Origin of the sequence: Nitrosopumilus zosterae, from assembly GCF_025998175.1 — an archaeon.
Lineage (GTDB): Archaea > Thermoproteota > Nitrososphaeria > Nitrososphaerales > Nitrosopumilaceae > Nitrosopumilus > Nitrosopumilus zosterae.
In genome coordinates this window covers 371,362-386,659 of sequence record NZ_AP026695.1, presented here as the reverse complement: position 1 = coordinate 386,659, position 15,298 = coordinate 371,362, and the positions used below count along the sequence as shown (strand labels likewise).

22 protein-coding genes are annotated in these 15,298 nt (G+C 34.8%); 9 read left to right on the top strand and 13 right to left on the bottom strand.

Annotated elements, in window-relative coordinates:
- Nucleotides 1-10: 10 nt before the first annotated feature.
- The 6 genes from OO712_RS02335 to OO712_RS02310 all read right to left on the bottom strand — a co-directional run bounded on the left by OO712_RS02335 (nt 11) and on the right by OO712_RS02310 (nt 4,421).
- Nucleotides 11-727, bottom strand: a complete 717-nt coding sequence (locus OO712_RS02335; RefSeq protein WP_225866850.1) for a plastocyanin — start codon at nt 725-727, stop codon at nt 11-13.
- Nucleotides 727-2,067: a WING-49 domain-containing protein gene (locus OO712_RS02330; protein ID WP_264953834.1), complete on the bottom strand. Its 1,341-nt coding sequence runs from the start codon at nt 2,065-2,067 to the stop codon at nt 727-729. The genes OO712_RS02335 and OO712_RS02330 overlap by 1 nt, the downstream gene beginning before the upstream one ends.
- Before the next feature lie 167 nt (nt 2,068-2,234).
- Nucleotides 2,235-3,254 (bottom strand): tetratricopeptide repeat protein, encoded by a 1,020-nt coding sequence (locus tag OO712_RS02325; RefSeq protein ID WP_264953832.1) that lies wholly within the window; start codon nt 3,252-3,254, stop codon nt 2,235-2,237.
- 198 nt (nt 3,255-3,452) lie between these two features.
- Nucleotides 3,453-3,677, bottom strand: a complete 225-nt coding sequence (locus tag OO712_RS02320) for a hypothetical protein (protein ID WP_109876822.1) — start codon at nt 3,675-3,677, stop codon at nt 3,453-3,455.
- A gap of 210 nt (nt 3,678-3,887) precedes the next feature.
- Nucleotides 3,888-4,175 (bottom strand): hypothetical protein, encoded by a 288-nt coding sequence (locus tag OO712_RS02315; RefSeq protein ID WP_109876823.1) that lies wholly within the window; start codon nt 4,173-4,175, stop codon nt 3,888-3,890.
- Between the two features lie 93 nt (nt 4,176-4,268).
- Nucleotides 4,269-4,421, bottom strand: a complete 153-nt coding sequence (locus tag OO712_RS02310; protein ID WP_160049211.1) for a hypothetical protein — start codon at nt 4,419-4,421, stop codon at nt 4,269-4,271.
- A gap of 50 nt (nt 4,422-4,471) precedes the next feature.
- Here OO712_RS02310 and OO712_RS02305 point away from each other — a divergent pair, with 50 nt between their 5' ends.
- Nucleotides 4,472-5,335, top strand: a complete 864-nt coding sequence (locus OO712_RS02305; protein WP_109876824.1) for a hypothetical protein — start codon at nt 4,472-4,474, stop codon at nt 5,333-5,335.
- 1 nt (nt 5,336) lies between these two features.
- Here OO712_RS02305 and OO712_RS02300 read toward each other — a convergent pair whose 3' ends face one another.
- Together OO712_RS02300 and OO712_RS02295 are read right to left on the bottom strand one after the other, a co-directional pair.
- Complete coding sequence (locus OO712_RS02300) at nt 5,337-5,699, bottom strand: response regulator (protein ID WP_109876825.1); 363 nt, start codon at nt 5,697-5,699, stop codon at nt 5,337-5,339.
- Between the two features lie 50 nt (nt 5,700-5,749).
- Nucleotides 5,750-7,618 (bottom strand): sensor histidine kinase, encoded by a 1,869-nt coding sequence (locus OO712_RS02295; protein ID WP_225866852.1) that lies wholly within the window; start codon nt 7,616-7,618, stop codon nt 5,750-5,752.
- A 664-nt stretch (nt 7,619-8,282) separates the two neighbouring features.
- Between OO712_RS02295 and OO712_RS02290 the strand changes: the two genes are divergently transcribed.
- The 4 genes from OO712_RS02290 (at nt 8,283) to OO712_RS02275 (ending at nt 10,053) form a co-directional block, all read left to right on the top strand.
- Nucleotides 8,283-8,678 carry a DUF6659 family protein gene (locus tag OO712_RS02290; RefSeq protein WP_225866853.1) on the top strand — a complete coding sequence of 132 codons (396 nt, stop codon included), beginning with the start codon at nt 8,283-8,285 and terminating at the stop codon, nt 8,676-8,678.
- Nucleotides 8,675-8,881, top strand: a complete 207-nt coding sequence (locus OO712_RS02285; protein ID WP_109876827.1) for a hypothetical protein — start codon at nt 8,675-8,677, stop codon at nt 8,879-8,881. The genes OO712_RS02290 and OO712_RS02285 overlap by 4 nt, the downstream gene beginning before the upstream one ends.
- A gap of 188 nt (nt 8,882-9,069) precedes the next feature.
- A complete protein-coding gene (locus tag OO712_RS02280; protein WP_160049212.1) occupies nt 9,070-9,225 on the top strand; it encodes a hypothetical protein in 156 nt (51 codons plus the stop codon).
- A gap of 486 nt (nt 9,226-9,711) precedes the next feature.
- A complete protein-coding gene (locus OO712_RS02275) occupies nt 9,712-10,053 on the top strand; it encodes a hypothetical protein (RefSeq protein WP_109876828.1) in 342 nt (113 codons plus the stop codon).
- A gap of 21 nt (nt 10,054-10,074) precedes the next feature.
- Here OO712_RS02275 and OO712_RS02270 read toward each other — a convergent pair whose 3' ends face one another.
- Both OO712_RS02270 and OO712_RS02265 read right to left on the bottom strand, forming a co-directional pair.
- Nucleotides 10,075-10,200, bottom strand: coding sequence for a hypothetical protein (locus tag OO712_RS02270; RefSeq protein WP_263970069.1), 126 nt, complete (start codon nt 10,198-10,200; stop codon nt 10,075-10,077).
- A 70-nt stretch (nt 10,201-10,270) separates the two neighbouring features.
- Complete coding sequence (locus tag OO712_RS02265; protein ID WP_225866854.1) at nt 10,271-11,395, bottom strand: hypothetical protein; 1,125 nt, start codon at nt 11,393-11,395, stop codon at nt 10,271-10,273.
- A 70-nt stretch (nt 11,396-11,465) separates the two neighbouring features.
- Between OO712_RS02265 and OO712_RS02260 the strand changes: the two genes are divergently transcribed.
- A complete protein-coding gene (locus OO712_RS02260; RefSeq protein ID WP_109876830.1) occupies nt 11,466-12,104 on the top strand; it encodes a winged helix-turn-helix domain-containing protein in 639 nt (212 codons plus the stop codon).
- On the opposite strand, the gene OO712_RS02255 is transcribed toward OO712_RS02260, so the two are convergent.
- Nucleotides 12,076-12,744, bottom strand: a complete 669-nt coding sequence (locus tag OO712_RS02255) for a CPBP family glutamic-type intramembrane protease (protein ID WP_109876831.1) — start codon at nt 12,742-12,744, stop codon at nt 12,076-12,078. The genes OO712_RS02260 and OO712_RS02255 overlap by 29 nt on opposite strands.
- A 186-nt stretch (nt 12,745-12,930) precedes the next feature.
- On the opposite strand from OO712_RS02255, the gene OO712_RS02250 reads away from it, so the two are divergent.
- From OO712_RS02250 to OO712_RS02240, 3 genes are read left to right on the top strand one after another with little or no spacing between them, the layout of a single operon-like run.
- Complete coding sequence (locus OO712_RS02250) at nt 12,931-13,164, top strand: hypothetical protein (RefSeq protein ID WP_109876832.1); 234 nt, start codon at nt 12,931-12,933, stop codon at nt 13,162-13,164.
- Nucleotides 13,161-13,415, top strand: a complete 255-nt coding sequence (locus tag OO712_RS02245) for a type II toxin-antitoxin system RelE family toxin (RefSeq protein WP_109876833.1) — start codon at nt 13,161-13,163, stop codon at nt 13,413-13,415. Before OO712_RS02250 ends, OO712_RS02245 begins: the two co-directional genes overlap by 4 nt.
- A 37-nt stretch (nt 13,416-13,452) precedes the next feature.
- Entirely contained in the window at nt 13,453-14,157 is a 705-nt protein-coding gene (locus OO712_RS02240; protein ID WP_109876834.1) for a DsbA family protein, read from the top strand.
- A 139-nt stretch (nt 14,158-14,296) separates the two neighbouring features.
- On the opposite strand, the gene OO712_RS02235 is transcribed toward OO712_RS02240, so the two are convergent.
- Nucleotides 14,297-15,037, bottom strand: coding sequence for a hypothetical protein (locus tag OO712_RS02235; protein WP_109876835.1), 741 nt, complete (start codon nt 15,035-15,037; stop codon nt 14,297-14,299).
- Nucleotides 15,034-15,261 carry a hypothetical protein gene (locus OO712_RS02230; protein WP_146195992.1) on the bottom strand — a complete coding sequence of 76 codons (228 nt, stop codon included), beginning with the start codon at nt 15,259-15,261 and terminating at the stop codon, nt 15,034-15,036. Before OO712_RS02230 ends, OO712_RS02235 begins: the two co-directional genes overlap by 4 nt.
- Between the last annotated feature and the right edge of the window lie 37 nt (nt 15,262-15,298).

Sequence of the window (15,298 nt, the reverse complement as noted above, 5' to 3'; positions counted from 1 at the left end):
GATAACAGATTCAATCTAAAAGCACCTGTTCAAGAATTTCAATGAAAATGTTATCAGGGTTTTTTGCAAAGATCAGTGTTTCATATGTTCTGCATGCATTTGGAGGAACATCCTTGTTTGATCCAACTTGAATTGCTTCGATCTGAGATTTTACCAAAACTTTGGCCTTATCAATTGCCTTATCACCTGCACAGATGTTGAATTTTACATTGTATTTTTCAGGACCAAGATTTGTTTTGGCCAATATGTTTGCAGATGGTTCATATGATAATTTTTTTTCTGGTGGTTTTTCATTTAGTTCTGTCAATCTTTCAGACAACTTGTCGTATCGGTCACTTCCCAGATAACTCCATATCGGATCTTTGTAGAGTTTCATACAGCTATCAATATAATTAATGTAAGAGTATTTTGATTTGAATTGAAGTGGTCCAATGTTTTTGTAGGATTGGAACAATACTTCACATTGACGTATTTTTGGTTTTGATACAACAATATCATTTGTAAGCAATGTTGGATCATCTAATACAGTTTCATCTAGCAATATGATTTTGTTTTGCACCAAAAATCTAATTGCATCAAGGAACTCCTTTTCAGATACAAGTCCGTCCGAATACCACCCTGCAGTCTGTTTTATCCACTGAGGTACAGCATCCTGTGAAAAGGAGTTCGGCACGTAGCTAGTGGTTAGCAATATAGCAAATGCAAGGCCAATGAGGATTTTTTTCATCAGTTATACGTAAGATACAGTATTTTGCTAAATTCCGCTTTTGCATTGGTGATCTGGTTTCTTAGTTCAACAATCTTTGATACTTGGGCATCAAACAATTCTGTAAAGTTTGAGGCTCGGTTAGAATCATGCACTAGATCCTTGAGAACTTGTTTTTCCTTTACCATTTGTCCAGTCAAACTTCCAATCAACATCTCAAGTTCTGTGACCTTGTTGGAAGAAGATGCGTTACCTGCAGGAGTAATATTGATTGAAGATTTGTCATCTGCCTCTATTTTGCCGGATGTCATTTGGCAGGAATTGGCAGATACTTTGTCACCTAGTTTAATTTTGATGGTTTGTTTATCAGAAGTAATTGTGACTACAGGTAATCTAACAGTCGTATCTCCTGCACATACTTCAAAAATTGCATCAAATAGTCCCGGAGTTTGCACAGATTCTATAACAGACAGAATAGATGCAGATTCTCCCTCAATTACATTTCCAGAAAACGTGAATTTCTCTAATTTTTGTTTATCTGTTTGTGGAGAATGAAGGGTAAATAATAATCGATGTAATTCCTCGCGTTTGTCATTGACTTGTTTTCGTAGATCAGCAATTTTTGTTCCCTGTATTTGTGCATCAGATGCTTGTGGGTTTTTGAAAGATTGTTTTGCATCCAAAAGTTGTTGCTTTAACGAATCAAGTTCATTTTGAAGTGACAAAACTTTTTGTGAGATATCTCCTTTGTTTAGCAATGTGACAGTGATGCTATTTGCATCAGCTGCTTTGATTTTTGAAACGCTAAGAACACAAGAGTTTGCAGTAATGGTTTCAATCATCTCATAACGTTTTGACTCACTATCAGATCGAACTAATACATCTGGTGCATATATTGAGGTGGAAGCACATACCTCAAATACAATGTCATAACCTGAAATAGAAGTGCTTGATGCAAGTTTCCCAACATTTGTTCTAACTGGAATTTTTTCCAATATGTTGATAGTTCCTACCTGAATGCTCTTTCTGTTAATCATGTCAGAGAGTTGTTTGTCATCAACTTTTTTTGCCCAACCCATTCCAACCAATTTAGTCACATTTTCAGGCTCTACACATGCAACAGAATTTGTTCTTTCTCTAATTACTTTGAATAAACCACTATCACAAACAACATCATCAGAGGACATACCAATTTTTTGTTGATGTCGTGGTGGAATTACATCAGCGTAAGATGTTCCAACATTAAGAATCAAAATACATGACAGTGTAAGTATAACAAGAAAATACACATTCACATCAAAATTATTTTTTAAAATTACTTTAATGTTTCTAAAGGGCTGTATCAATTTTATAAAAGCCATTTTTATGAATGTAAAAACGTAACAGATACCATTTGGAAGGCCCAATGGGGTTTGAGATTTTTGTTTGATATCATGTACGTTTTTACCAAAAAAATTTTGTGAAAAAATGATATATTAATTGCGTAGGTTTTATGGTATGCCTTTTTTGAAAAATCCAGCAGAATGTATCAGTCCTTAGTTTTGGATTTCTCAGAATATTTCATCATTTTTAGTACTAGATCCTCAATTTGTTCGTCAGAAATGGCAATTTTAGTTTGTAATTCTGCATTTTCTTTGATCTTGGTTATCACAAGAATTAGTGAAACAATTGACGTGATGCTTCCTACAACTGTAATTATCAAGATATAATCCAGGGAAGTGTCCACTTTGGATTGAAGAAGAATATTTTTTCCATCAAGAGCACTAAGATTATCAGGATCAATTTCTAAAGCCTCATCAAAATATTTCAAGGCTTCAGCAGATTGGTCTAATTCTATAACAGATAGACCCTTTCCAATCAATCCCTTCACATTGTCAGAATCAAGAGATAGTATTTTGTCGTAAATCTGCCCTGATTTTTTTGGTTTGCCTTCTAAAAGATTGATTTCTGCCAATCCAAGCAAGGCATCAATATTTTCTGCATTAGTTTCTAATGCCCCCTCATAAAGAATCTTCGAGGTTTTAAATTCTTGCAAATCAAGATAGTAGTTTCCCTTTCCAATCAATGCATCTACATTATCTGGATCAATTTCTAGGACTTTATCATATATTGACAATGCAGAGTTGTGTTGGTTTGTATTTGCAAGTGCATATGCTTTCAAAATTAATGCAGTTAATTCATCAGGTTTTTTTTCAAGGACAAGATCAAAAAACAAAATGGCGCCATCGTATTGTTCCAATTTTAACAAAACCCGTCCACTTCCTATCAAAGCATCATTGTTTCGATTATCAACTTCCAATACGGTATGAAACTGGTCTAATGCAGCATCATAACGATCTAAGTTGTAAAGTGCATATCCCAATCCGTTTTGGGCTTTAGTATTACTTGAATCCAAATTAATTACTTTTTCAAAATTTTGGAGTGCTTTTACATACTTTCCCTGAAGCAGCCTGATTTCACCTTTGTGGTTTAATGCATCAATATGTTCAGGATCAATCTTTAGAATTTTATCATATTCATTTATTGCTTCTTCATATTTTTGCTCCATGAAAAATAAATTAGCGTTTTTTAACAGAAGGTCAATTTCATTATCTGACTGACCAAATGCAAATGAAATTGAGAAAATGGAGAAAATGATAAAGAGAAAATATTTCAAAATTACCATTTCTGCTGAGAAATACAGGTATTAAAACAAATTTCAATAAGAAAAATCAATCCTGTCTTCTCGTATTGGCTTGTCAAACTTCTATATGCTATTTTTTACAGCACGAAGTGATTGGGCATACTTGCTAAGCAACCAATACACTGCGATTTCAGCTTCCAATCTAGCTTGTTGCAGGATAGATGTTTGGAATGGTGTTCCTGATGCTTCATGTATGACTGAAAGTTTTTTTCTTTCTTTTACTGGTGTTCTTTCAACCAGGCTTTTTCTAGCCTCAGATTGGCTATTTTTTTGCTGCAATAGTTGCATGAATTAGTATACGAGAAAAAATTATTTGAGAATGCCGTCCACATTGTGGCATGCCATATAAATAAGACCATATCATTTATGATACCAATATGATTCATTCAAGGATTAAAGAATAGATTGAATTTGAAAAAATAAAATTCTAAGATTAGTATGTGTTGATCCTATTTTGTAAAACAGGATTTTCATAAAATTAAAAAAGTATTGGTTAGACTATGTAAGTTTCAAGTACATTAGTTTTGGATAGTTTACCAAAATTTGTGCAAGTCGTTTATTTTGCCAGTCTTCTTTTGCATGACTGGAAGGATGATCAGTTTTGACACTTGTAATATTCTTGCAGAAAATTACCGAACACATGTCATTTTTGATCTTTGTTCCAAATGATTTGGGGGATAATCGTTCACTAGTATCAGATTTCATTGCTTTTGCAGGCAATAACATTGAAAAAACTAGGATTGTGGCCATTATTACAATTATAGATGCAATTAGGAATGCTCTCATCTGTCATTACCTGAAGGGTTCCAGAATTTCACTTGGAACCTCGATTTTGTTATTTCTTTTTTGGTGTCTAAACAGAGTCAAAGATATTTCGAATCAAAAATCATCCTCTGTTTCTAACCAAATTAATCCACGAATATCTTCCCAAGACAATGAATTATTAGAAAGTTTTGTTCCATCTTTTACTGGTGTTCTTTCAACCAGGATATTTTTTGGCTCAGGTTGCCTTTGTTCTAAAAGTTGACTCATATACAAACAATATAATGACAAATATTAGACGATAGTTACTAAATTGTGGTATGCCATCAAATGAGCAAGGAACTGTGTACGGAAACCTTCATGCTTACAAAATGTTTACAAGGCCAACGGCTCAACGACTTTTTGGAGCCTATTCTTTTAGAAAAAAAAGCGGAACAAAACATCATGAAAATTCCCAGAGATTACTAGAGATTTTAGCTCTTAATGGAACGCTTACCACTTGGGGGATGGCAAAAACACACATCAACAGTTCTTCTGCAATCAGAACTAAAGAAAAAGAAAACAGAAGATTACTAGTAGGCAGAATGGCACGAGGTAAACACACTATAGGTTTGTTAGAATCAGGACTGGTTGTAAAAGACGGCAAAAGTTTTGCCAAAGCACCTGCAGATCAATACAGATTATCTTTGCATGGAGTTTTGTATTGTTTAGATGTTTTAGATTTGTCTGACAAGCAGATTGATACTATGGCTGAAAAATATTCCTCAGTTCTTCCGATGGTATTTGGTAAATGGGACTACCTAAAATCAAATGTAGGAAATGAAGTGTATAAGTTGAAAAATTTAGCATCAGGTTTGTTCATGGACAATGTTCAGATATCAAAAATTTCAAATTTTCCAGTTTATGAGTTAATGACATACCTAAATGTGAAATACCAACAGAATTTTGAACAGATTGAAGAAGAAGATCTTGCAAACCAAATATCAATTTGGTTTTACACCAATCTACTGGTTCCAACAAAATTTAGAACAACAGGAAAACATTCATCATTAGAGGTCAAACAATGGAAAAAAATAATCCATGGAAATGACTTGATTAAAACATGGTATTATGATTTTGTAAACGAGGCAATCAGATTTTACAATAATAGGTTTACCAAATTAAAAAAATTAGAAAAGAAATAATCTATGCATGAGCAGTAACAACTTCCTCAAGCTGTTCAAATGAATATGGCTTGTTAAGAGTAGTTACCAGAGACATACTTTTTGCCTTTAGATGCTTTTTTTCATCAACTGCAAATGCTGTGATCAGTACAACTTTGGCTTCAGAATCAAACTGTTTTATCTTAAAAAACGCATCAAACCCATCCATTTTTGGCATTTTAACATCCATTATGGTCAGATCAGGATTAATATCCTTGTACTTGAGTACGGCATCTTGCCCATCTTCAGCAGTAACCACGTCAAATCCCATACTCTTAATCATGTAAGCAGTATTCTCCAATAGATCAATATCATCATCTACAAGCAAAATTGTCTTCTTTGACATAAAATAAGTCAATTATTACACATGATAAAACTTTCTAAGAAATCATTTTGTTAGGATTGAGATAGGGGAATAGTGATTGTAAATCGGGTAGGATTATTTTGAACAGCAATGGTGCCACCGTGTTGTTCTATAACATTTTTACATGTAGACAGACCCAATCCAGTGCCTTTTTGCTTAGAAGTAACTAGAGGATTGAATATTTGAGACATTAGATTTTTTGGTATTCCTGGACCTGAATCCTGTATTTCAATGATTGCACTAGTTTTGTTTTGATCAATTTTGCAGATGACTTTTCCTTGTTCTGTTCCTATTGCCTGAATTGCATTTAAGAAAATATTTGTAAACACAATTTCCATCTTTCGTACATCACAGCTAATCTCAATACTAGAATCAGGTACAGAGATTGTTATGTGTTCTGGAATCTCTAATGTGTTTTTTGCAGAATTTAACAAATCAGTTATTTTTATTGTGTTTTTTTCCAACGGGGTAGTTCGAACATAATTTAAAACATCATTGATTTGATGAGACATTCTATCTATAGCTCTATTCATTCTTTTTACAACATCGTCCATCTCTTTGTCCATGGTGTTTTTTTGTAAAATGTGTGCTGAGCTTTGAATTATTCCTAAAGGATTTTTCATGTTATGTGCCATGCTTGCAGATAGTTCTCCCATGGCAGTCATACGTTCATTTTTGATTTTAACATGAGCCTCTGCCAGCTTCTTTTCTGTGTCAATTAGATTCTGTAAATCACCACTCATCTCCTTGAGAGAATTACCAATTATGTTGATTTCGTTGATTCTACTTTTTTTGATATCAACATCAAAGTTTCCTTTTGCAATACGTCTAGAAGTTTCAGTTAGTCTCCTAAGTGGGGAAGATATCACCTTTGAGATCAATACTCCGACTACAACAGACACTATCATTCCTAAAACAGATACTGTCAGGATGGAATTTCTTAATTCTACAAATTCTTGGACAATAGAAGAGCTGTTTTGCTCTACAACAGATACCCAATCAAACCCCTCAAATGTTCTATATCCAGTAGATTTTGCATAGGAAATCAAAAGAAAGTCATCAGTTTTGTCATCTAATTCAAGATATCCTGTGTCTTCTCCTTGTGCAATATCTGAAAAATATGAAACAGAGGCATCAGATGTTGTGATCTGCCCGTTTGAAAATATCAAATGGCCGTTTTCATCTAATAGTATTGCATTACGGCCTGATGTTGTAAGCAGATCAGATTCTTCAACATACTCGTTTAGAAAATCATCCATAGTAATCACCACACGTAATACTCCCAAGAAATTGCCCTGAGCATCATCTATTCGATATCCAAAATCAATTGAATAGCTTTCATACTCGTCATTGTATTGGATTTTACCTACATACTTTCCAACATCTTTTGTTATTTGCCACCATTCTTCGTCACTTTGTAGATAGTCAGAAGTTCCCGATACTATTGCAACATTAGCACCATATGCATTTGTTACAAACAGTTCCTCAACTACATCATAATTGTACTCATCATGGTAAAAATCAATGGTATCCTGAAGTTCACTAATCAAAATTTCATCAGATACGCTTTGCCCTACAAAGGGAGTTACTTTAGTGTATTCGATTTCTTGTTCTTTGATGTTTAGATATTCCGTGATGTCTTGAATTCTTTCAAACTCTAAATTAGATTCGGTCAACTTATTATGAATTAGTTCAAGTTTTGTAAGGTCCTCAAAATCAATAACTCTTTCTTCAATGTGTTTATCTAGACCTTGAATCATGTTGTAAGCAAAATTTTCATTTCTTACTGCTAACAATTTTTTTATTTCATTGACACTAAGATCAAATGTCACTAATCCAAACACGGTAAACACCAAAGACATTGAAAACATTACAATAATTATGACAAATGAAATTCTCAAGATACTCTAGCCCAGTTCACATATGTTTGAATTTAAACATCACTAATTCATTTCAGAGAATAAGGCAGGCCACAACTTTTAAGATATTATCAAATATCATTTCCTAAGTAAGGTTTCATGAGCTCTTTGAGAGATGCTACGTCCGCCAAAACATCCAGAACAAATGAATTGATTTCCTCAATCAACCTACCAGATCATGCAATTAAAAAAACCCCATCTCTGGATGGAAAAAATCTTTCAAAGAGCATCTTTTTTGAATGCGTTAATTGTGCTGGACCATTAGTGCCAATTTCTATCTGTGTGACATGCAAGAGAACTAGCCTGCGTAGGTGTTTCAAATGCAACCATATACAAAATATGGGTGATCATGATTCCTGTAAAGATTTAATCAATTTCAGGAACAGCATAGTCATAAACAAGCAATAATTTCAATACAATGTTTTTCAGCATAGATTGTTTTTGGGTTAACAAAATTTGAGTAATTTCCGGTTTAGATGGCATGCCACAAAGTATACGGCATTATGATATATTTCCAAGATAATCAACATACCATGAAAACAAAAATAGTTCAAAAAAACTTGAATCAGGATTGTTCAATACAATCCACGTACAATCCATTTCAAAAGCAGGAAAAGGATTCAAAAGTAAAAGAGGTGCATGCTAAGTGGAATTAAAACAGATATGTGTAATTGATGATGTATGCAACCAAGTACGCCAGATTCCTGGGGTGCGATTTGTAGGAATAATTAACAAAAAAGGAAGGAAGATTGCAGGGGGTTTTAGCAACAAAGTATCTCCATTAGAAAAAGATGAACAGAAAATTGAGATGTTGTTTATGGAAATAGCACTGGATCTTTCAATGAGAAAAGACTTTGATAACTCACTTGGAAGCATAAATGCGATTGTTTCGTATAGAGACAAAGCAAACATCATAACAATTCCATACCAAGAAAATCTGATTCTACTGTCAACTGAACCAGAACTAGACACGTCCAAGATGATTCGAATCGTACAAGAAAAGATCACATTTGGCAAATACATAGAGGTCATATCTCAATGAACATATACGATACAAAATCAGTGATATGTGCGAAGTGTAAATCTTCAATAGGAGAGATTGAGTTTGATGCAGAAGTTATCATGCCACTGTGTGGAAAATGTGCAAATCCATTGCCTGAAGGAGACAATATAATTTACACCATCAACAACATCCAAAACAATTCACAACAATTGTTGCTAAAATCTAAGAGTGTGAGAATATAGATGAGGTGTCCTAACTGCGGAAACCAAGCAAGCTGGAGAGATCCTGATTGCAACAAGTGTGACCAAAAATTGCATCAAAAGAACTGCAAGGAAAAATCCCCAGATTGCAAGTGCCATCAAATCAATGAGCAGTTATGGCAGCAGAGAAAAATCTCTGCACAATAACTTTGTGAAAATAGTGGAAAGACATGCTAGTAGAAACAATACAAACAGAAGAGATATCACAGCTTGACAAGCTAATCAACGAAGTGGTAGAACAGAGAAAAGTGATAGGCATTAAATTAACTGTGACAGCATTCCAGGAAAAACTAGTATACACAGTACTGGTAATGTTAGAAGATTAAAATTTTAAAAAAAAGGGAATTATAGGGCCGGAAGTTCCAGACATTTGTCATTAAGCTAGAAATGTGTTGCAATAAATGCACCAATTCCCATTCCAATGACAATACCTATTCCCATACAAATGAGATCAAATTTTACGACCTTTCTGAATGGGGCGTGAACCATGTATCCTATGTGCTGATTTTTTGGGGATTCATTATTTCACCTCGCAATCAGATAGAAAGCGATTTTTGATAAAAAAACAACTTACATGTAGTATGCCATTGGCACATGAAATACTGAAGATTGTGTGAAAAAGGCAGGCCACAAAGTTAGAGGTATGAACAAATAATTTTTCATTTTATGTAACCTCATGCAAGCTGCAACCCAGTGTAAAGCCGTCATAACCTACAAGTCATTCGCTCTAATTGGAAGAGATGCCAAAAACACTCTTCCAATTAGGGAAGAAATTACCTACGATGCAATAGGACTATCATGCCTTATCAGAGATGAGGTATTGGAAAATTATACTTATCAAACTAAGAGGAGGTGTATTTGAAATAACAAAGACAGTTTTAGCCGTAGCTGTAATGGTAGTTTTGATAGCAGGTGTTATTGCACCAGCATTCCAAGATGTACATGCATACACTCAAAAAGCAAAATTTAGTTCTGAAAAACTAAAAGCAAAGTCATATGGAATTAAGACAAAAGACAAGGTTTCATTTGACGAAAAAGAAACAAAACACAACAGTTTTGGAGAAATTAAAAAACAAGATGTAAAAAACTACAAGAAGATCATGGCAGAGTATAGTGCAAAGAAGATCTTAAAGAATCTATACAATTTAGGATAGTAGTTTTTTTATTTTATTTTTCTATACAAATAATTCAATACCTTTTAGAAATTCTTTTTCATCAATTTTTCCATCTGCCCACCACTCAGAAGTATTTTTAACCCATGAAGGGATTTTTTGAGTTTTAACTGTGTTTGAATCTGGCAAATCTGAAATGACCGATATTCTTTGTTCAATGAAATATGTGATTCCTTGAAGAAAAACAACTCAAATTTGATCAAATAGGCATTTTGGATTTTTCGTATGCAATAAGGTGTGATTCGCCTCTGTTTGTTTTGTAGCTTCCAGCAGAACTGCCAATCTCATACGATGTCAAGTGTGCAGGATCCACGCCTGTTTGTCCCTCATCTTTGATTCTCTTTAGCTTTCTATCACTTATCACAAACATTACAATTCCGCCTATCACTGCCATTCCTGCCATACCATACATTACAGTTGCTGGAAACTCATCAGTGTCCGGCTTGTGAGTTACAAGGGATTTTAGGCTGGTTTGAAATACCTCGTTTCCGTTGAGGCGAGTGGTATCAACATATCCTTCAAAAGAAATTGTTGCATCATCACTTGACTCTATAACTTTTACGACATATTTTTTATCAAGAGTGATTTCCTGCATCCATTTTTTGTCCTCACACATGCCAACTTCTATGTTGCACTCTCCCATGGAATAGTGAGTAATGACATTTTTTCCAGCATAATCATATCTTATGGCATCAGACATTATTGCAGTGTTATCAAACAGGGAATGCCATTTGTGCAAGGGAAGTGTCCTAATTCCACTTGCGTCAATTAATGGCAACTCAAGTATTGTGACATCTTTGAGTTTGTCTGAAACGTCTGGAATCATCACATCAAGTGCAGATTTTGGATTGTTCACATCAAATGCACCATGAATAGTTTGAACAACTACCGGTGAGTCAAGTGAGATCCCTCGCCAATTCGAATCAACAGTACTCTTTTCAAATGACTTTTCAAGTATGTGGTTTGTAAGTGTTGGAACTAGTTGTACCTTGTATTCAATTACTGCAGAATGTGCATTTCCCTGCAATATTGCCTGATAGCTTATCTTTGCATCCGTGGCAACTGCATTGCTTGAAAGTTTTTTTAGATTTTGATTAATCAGTTCCACCAGTTCATCCATTTCAGGTGTGTTGGAATCTGCAACAAAGGATACGGTCTTCTTTGTGCCTCGCAATAATTCTGAGATTTTTCCTTCATCAGGATATTCAATGTAGACGACCCTCAAAAACTGAAATGATGGCTCTGTTGTGTTTTGATCTGATAGTATGGCAGCATCAAGCTGTGCAGCCGATGCGTATGGAAAACCCAAAACTAAGAGGGCCATGAAAAGATAATGTTTCATATTAATATATCCATAGAAATGAATATATCCATTATTATCAAATATATGGAATATGGCGAATATATCCACAGCCTCACAGACGTCATTGGATATATTCAAGGCAATAATGGACAATGGCCCCCTCACGCTTTACTCTGCAAACAGCAAGACTGGAATTCCAATTGGTACAATTCACAGACACTTTGGGCAGTTAAGCAAGTCAGGCAAAATTCGAGTTTATGAGTCAAAGAAAAAGGGCAGGAAAAAAATTGGGTATGGCCCTACAGTTTACGGGATAATCAAAGCATACAAACAGGATCGAGAGTTTGCAGAAAAAATTGAAAACTATTTTCTGATATGGATAGAAAACAAAGAGTTTCAAAAAGATCTTGAGAAAGAAGGATTTGACATAACTATTGGGAATCTGAAAAAATCAAAACATGTGTTTAGAAAGTTTTTGGAATATTTCAGTGCAGTTGAAGAACAAATAGAAAAGATAAGACGTGGAGATGATTCAACATCGCGCGACATACAGGTACTATTTGGCTCTATGATGTTGTCATCAGATACTCACTATCAAAAACTTTGGGCGGAACTGTATGATCAACTTCCGGGAATTCAAAAATATCTTGACGAATACATGGAGTCGATGATAAAGTCATACAAAGAGTTTAAGAAACATTCTAGAGAACATAATCTGAAAACAAAATAGCAGATGACACGAATATGATTCCAACTGGAATCAGATACAAGAATCGATTGAGATATCTTTTCTTGTTTTGGTATGCAAGATATACAATAACTCCTGCAGATATTGCCATGATTAGGTTTATGACATCATACATGTCATTAACAATACTGCATTGACGCAATCCCAGCATGCAGTAAAGAATCAAAAATGAAAAATTCCATGCAGAATGAAACACGATTGCAAACCATCCTTTTTTGCTAATCCATGTTCTGATGCTAAAAAATATGTGCGGAATTGTTAGGAGAAACCCCCCATATGCTAGTGCCTCAACTGAAAATACGGATGAACTAAACAAGTGTGATGCAGACCAAATTATTCCTGAACCTAAAAGTATCAACGGGTTGCCAGTCATGTAGTATGGCATCCCAAAAAATATTGATTCCTCTAGTAACCCTGAGCTTACTGCAAGAGTTATGGATACTGGGAATTGTGGTATTTCATAGTCTGAAATGATATTTGTGGCAAAAAAAGAGCCCGCATACATCAAAATCACGCCTAATCCGTGGTAGAACAGGCCCATTTTTAGAAGGTAGAAAATACTTGTTTTCTGAAATGGTTTGAGCCATGTTTTTGGGTTGATGTCTATTATTTCACGAATCATTATTCTTCAGTCTTCAAAACTAAAAATAGCATATGAGTATAATACACTTGGGTAAAGTCCCATCCGGTCTATTATAAATTTCATAATATCATATAGTTGGTTATGGAAAAAAGAATAAGAATATTGTAAACGTTCCAATCACTTTGTTTTTATATCAGAATATACTATAGTATACTAGAGTATACCATGGAACAAAGCACAATCAAACTTTCTAAAAAGATAAAAAACGATCTCAAAAAACAGATGATCCATCCAGGCGAAACCTATGAAATGGTAATTGCAAGACTGCTAAAAAATGTACAAGAAGACGATGTGCTAAGCCCTGCAATCATCAAAAACATTGAAGAGGGAGTTGCAGACATCAAGGCAGGACGCGTGTACACATCTGAACAAGTCAAAAAGAGACTAGGTCTGAAATGACATGGCAGGTCATATGGTCTGAAAAGTCTGTAAAACAGCTAGAAAAGATAGACAAGAAAAATGCACAAAGAGTTTATGATGCAGTGTTAAATTGCACACGAGATCCGTTCAAGAGCATGGCAAGGCTTACAAATTCACCATTTTACAGACTGAGAATGGGAAATTACAGAGTTATTTTGGATCTACAGCAAAGTAAAATGATTATCTTTGTTATCGAAACAGATCACAGGGGAAGAATTTACAAAAAATAGGGGGTAGATTCTTTTAATACTTTGAATCTGTTCTGTTGTGGGAAAGCGAAACAAGAAGACAAGACAGCCTGGAAAATCAACCACCAAATTTGTCATGATTGGCATAATATGTGCAGTAATTGCTGCAGTAGTTGGAATAGCATACGTGAATCTAGATGCAATAAAAGCAGACAACCCAAACGCTGTCAAATTATCACTTGACACTCGTAGTGGCTCTCCAGTTCTTGGCGACATGTCTGCACCAGTTACAATTATAGAATTTGGGGACTATCAATGTCCTTTCTGCAAGAGATGGAATGAATCAACAAAACCGGCCATAGAAAAGGATCTGATTGAAAGTGGGGAAGCTAGTCTGATTTACATTGACTTTCCCATCATAGGACCTGACTCTTTGACCATTCATGCAGGAAGCTACTGTGCTCAAGAACAGGATCTCTATTGGAAATATCATGACTTTGTATATGCAAACCAAGGACATGAAAATGACGGCTGGGCAAATTCAGAGAATCTGAAGAAACTTGTGTCTGAAATTGACGGATTAGACACAAATTTGTTTACCCAATGTCTTGATTCTGGAAAATATGAAAAACGAGTAGAGGACAACAAAAAGATAGCATCAGAGTCTGGAGTAAGATCTACCCCTACATTTATCATCATTGGGCCTGAAAATGCAGAGATGATCACAGGAGCACAACCTTACACTACATTCAAGGGAATCATAGATGAAATGTATGGTAAATAAATAAACCAATTCTTGTTTTTCAAACTCCAATAGATTTAGTTCAGCAAATTATATAGTTTGAATGCTAGTTTTTCATTTTAGAATTAATTTCCTAATCAGTTGAGATTTGTACAAGAAGATTATTCCAAGACCTGTGAGACTAGAGCCAATAATTGGATTCATAAAAATTTGTACAAAAAGTTAAAGGAAGATAGCATTGACCACTAGCACTCATGACAAATACGTACAACAATGCAGACACCATTAAAATAGATCCAGTAATTATCAAGAGCTTGCTTTTCGCTATTTTGTCTTGAATTATCAACCCGGTAATTATCAAAGAGGGAATTAATGCCAGAAAGTAACTAAATCCAATATGATTATTAAAAATATTATCAAATCCTTTTTCTTCCATTCCTTGTGCGGTTCCAGTCCATGCACCAATACCATCTCCAGTATTCCACACATGTGATGGTGTTTGGATTGCCAAAATCATCAGAGTCAAAACAAGATATGTGGCAGCAATGGTCACTGCAGCAATTATCATAGAGGTGTTTTGTGCGGGATAGGTAATCTTCTTTTGGAGCATGAATGCTGCAAATCCTGCTACAACTCCAACAATTATACCAGCCATTGGCCCCAGAACCTGACCGAATGGAATCAATAATGATGCTCCAGTTATAATGCTCAGTGGGATTCCTATCAATGGGATATTTTTTGATGCCCATGAAAACAAAATCCAAGACACCAGAGAAAACACAATGGCAAGTATCATGACAATAATGGAACTCATTGTAATTCCATCTGCCATAACTTGATCATTCATGCCAAATTCCAACCCCCTAATCCAAGGAACCATTACAAGAAACACAGCAATGACTATCAAAAGTTTAGTTTTCATTGTCCAAATCCCAAACCACCCTTTATCCAGCAAGAGATACTGATTGTTCCTGAATCAGGATAACACGGAATGAAAATAAATTCAAAAATCCCGCCAATCATGCTGATTGCTTCATTAATTCCAAGCAAGGCAAAAATTATCGTTGCCACAAAAAGTTTGGAATGTTTGTCGTAGAATGTGTACAGTTCTTTCGGTTTTTTTTCTGGATCGTTACTATGTAACATCGGCCACAAATACTTGAAAAACAAATATCCGATAGCA

Coding starts and splice junctions, on each gene's coding strand:
- OO712_RS02335 (WP_225866850.1), bottom strand. CDS start 727: ATGAAAAAAATCCTCATTGGCCTTGCATTTGCTATATTGCTAACCACT.
- OO712_RS02330 (WP_264953834.1), bottom strand. CDS start 2,067: ATGGCTTTTATAAAATTGATACAGCCCTTTAGAAACATTAAAGTAATT.
- OO712_RS02325 (WP_264953832.1), bottom strand. CDS start 3,254: ATGGAGCAAAAATATGAAGAAGCAATAAATGAATATGATAAAATTCTA.
- OO712_RS02320 (WP_109876822.1), bottom strand. CDS start 3,677: ATGCAACTATTGCAGCAAAAAAATAGCCAATCTGAGGCTAGAAAAAGC.
- OO712_RS02315 (WP_109876823.1), bottom strand. CDS start 4,175: ATGAGAGCATTCCTAATTGCATCTATAATTGTAATAATGGCCACAATC.
- OO712_RS02310 (WP_160049211.1), bottom strand. CDS start 4,421: ATGAGTCAACTTTTAGAACAAAGGCAACCTGAGCCAAAAAATATCCTG.
- OO712_RS02305 (WP_109876824.1), top strand. CDS start 4,472: ATGCCATCAAATGAGCAAGGAACTGTGTACGGAAACCTTCATGCTTAC.
- OO712_RS02300 (WP_109876825.1), bottom strand. CDS start 5,699: ATGTCAAAGAAGACAATTTTGCTTGTAGATGATGATATTGATCTATTG.
- OO712_RS02285 (WP_109876827.1), top strand. CDS start 8,675: ATGAACATATACGATACAAAATCAGTGATATGTGCGAAGTGTAAATCT.
- OO712_RS02280 (WP_160049212.1), top strand. CDS start 9,070: ATGCTAGTAGAAACAATACAAACAGAAGAGATATCACAGCTTGACAAG.
- OO712_RS02275 (WP_109876828.1), top strand. CDS start 9,712: ATGAGGTATTGGAAAATTATACTTATCAAACTAAGAGGAGGTGTATTT.
- OO712_RS02265 (WP_225866854.1), bottom strand. CDS start 11,395: ATGGCCCTCTTAGTTTTGGGTTTTCCATACGCATCGGCTGCACAGCTT.
- OO712_RS02260 (WP_109876830.1), top strand. CDS start 11,466: ATGGCGAATATATCCACAGCCTCACAGACGTCATTGGATATATTCAAG.
- OO712_RS02255 (WP_109876831.1), bottom strand. CDS start 12,744: ATGATTCGTGAAATAATAGACATCAACCCAAAAACATGGCTCAAACCA.
- OO712_RS02250 (WP_109876832.1), top strand. CDS start 12,931: ATGGAACAAAGCACAATCAAACTTTCTAAAAAGATAAAAAACGATCTC.
- OO712_RS02245 (WP_109876833.1), top strand. CDS start 13,161: ATGACATGGCAGGTCATATGGTCTGAAAAGTCTGTAAAACAGCTAGAA.
- OO712_RS02235 (WP_109876835.1), bottom strand. CDS start 15,037: ATGAAAACTAAACTTTTGATAGTCATTGCTGTGTTTCTTGTAATGGTT.
- OO712_RS02230 (WP_146195992.1), bottom strand. CDS start 15,261: ATGTTACATAGTAACGATCCAGAAAAAAAACCGAAAGAACTGTACACA.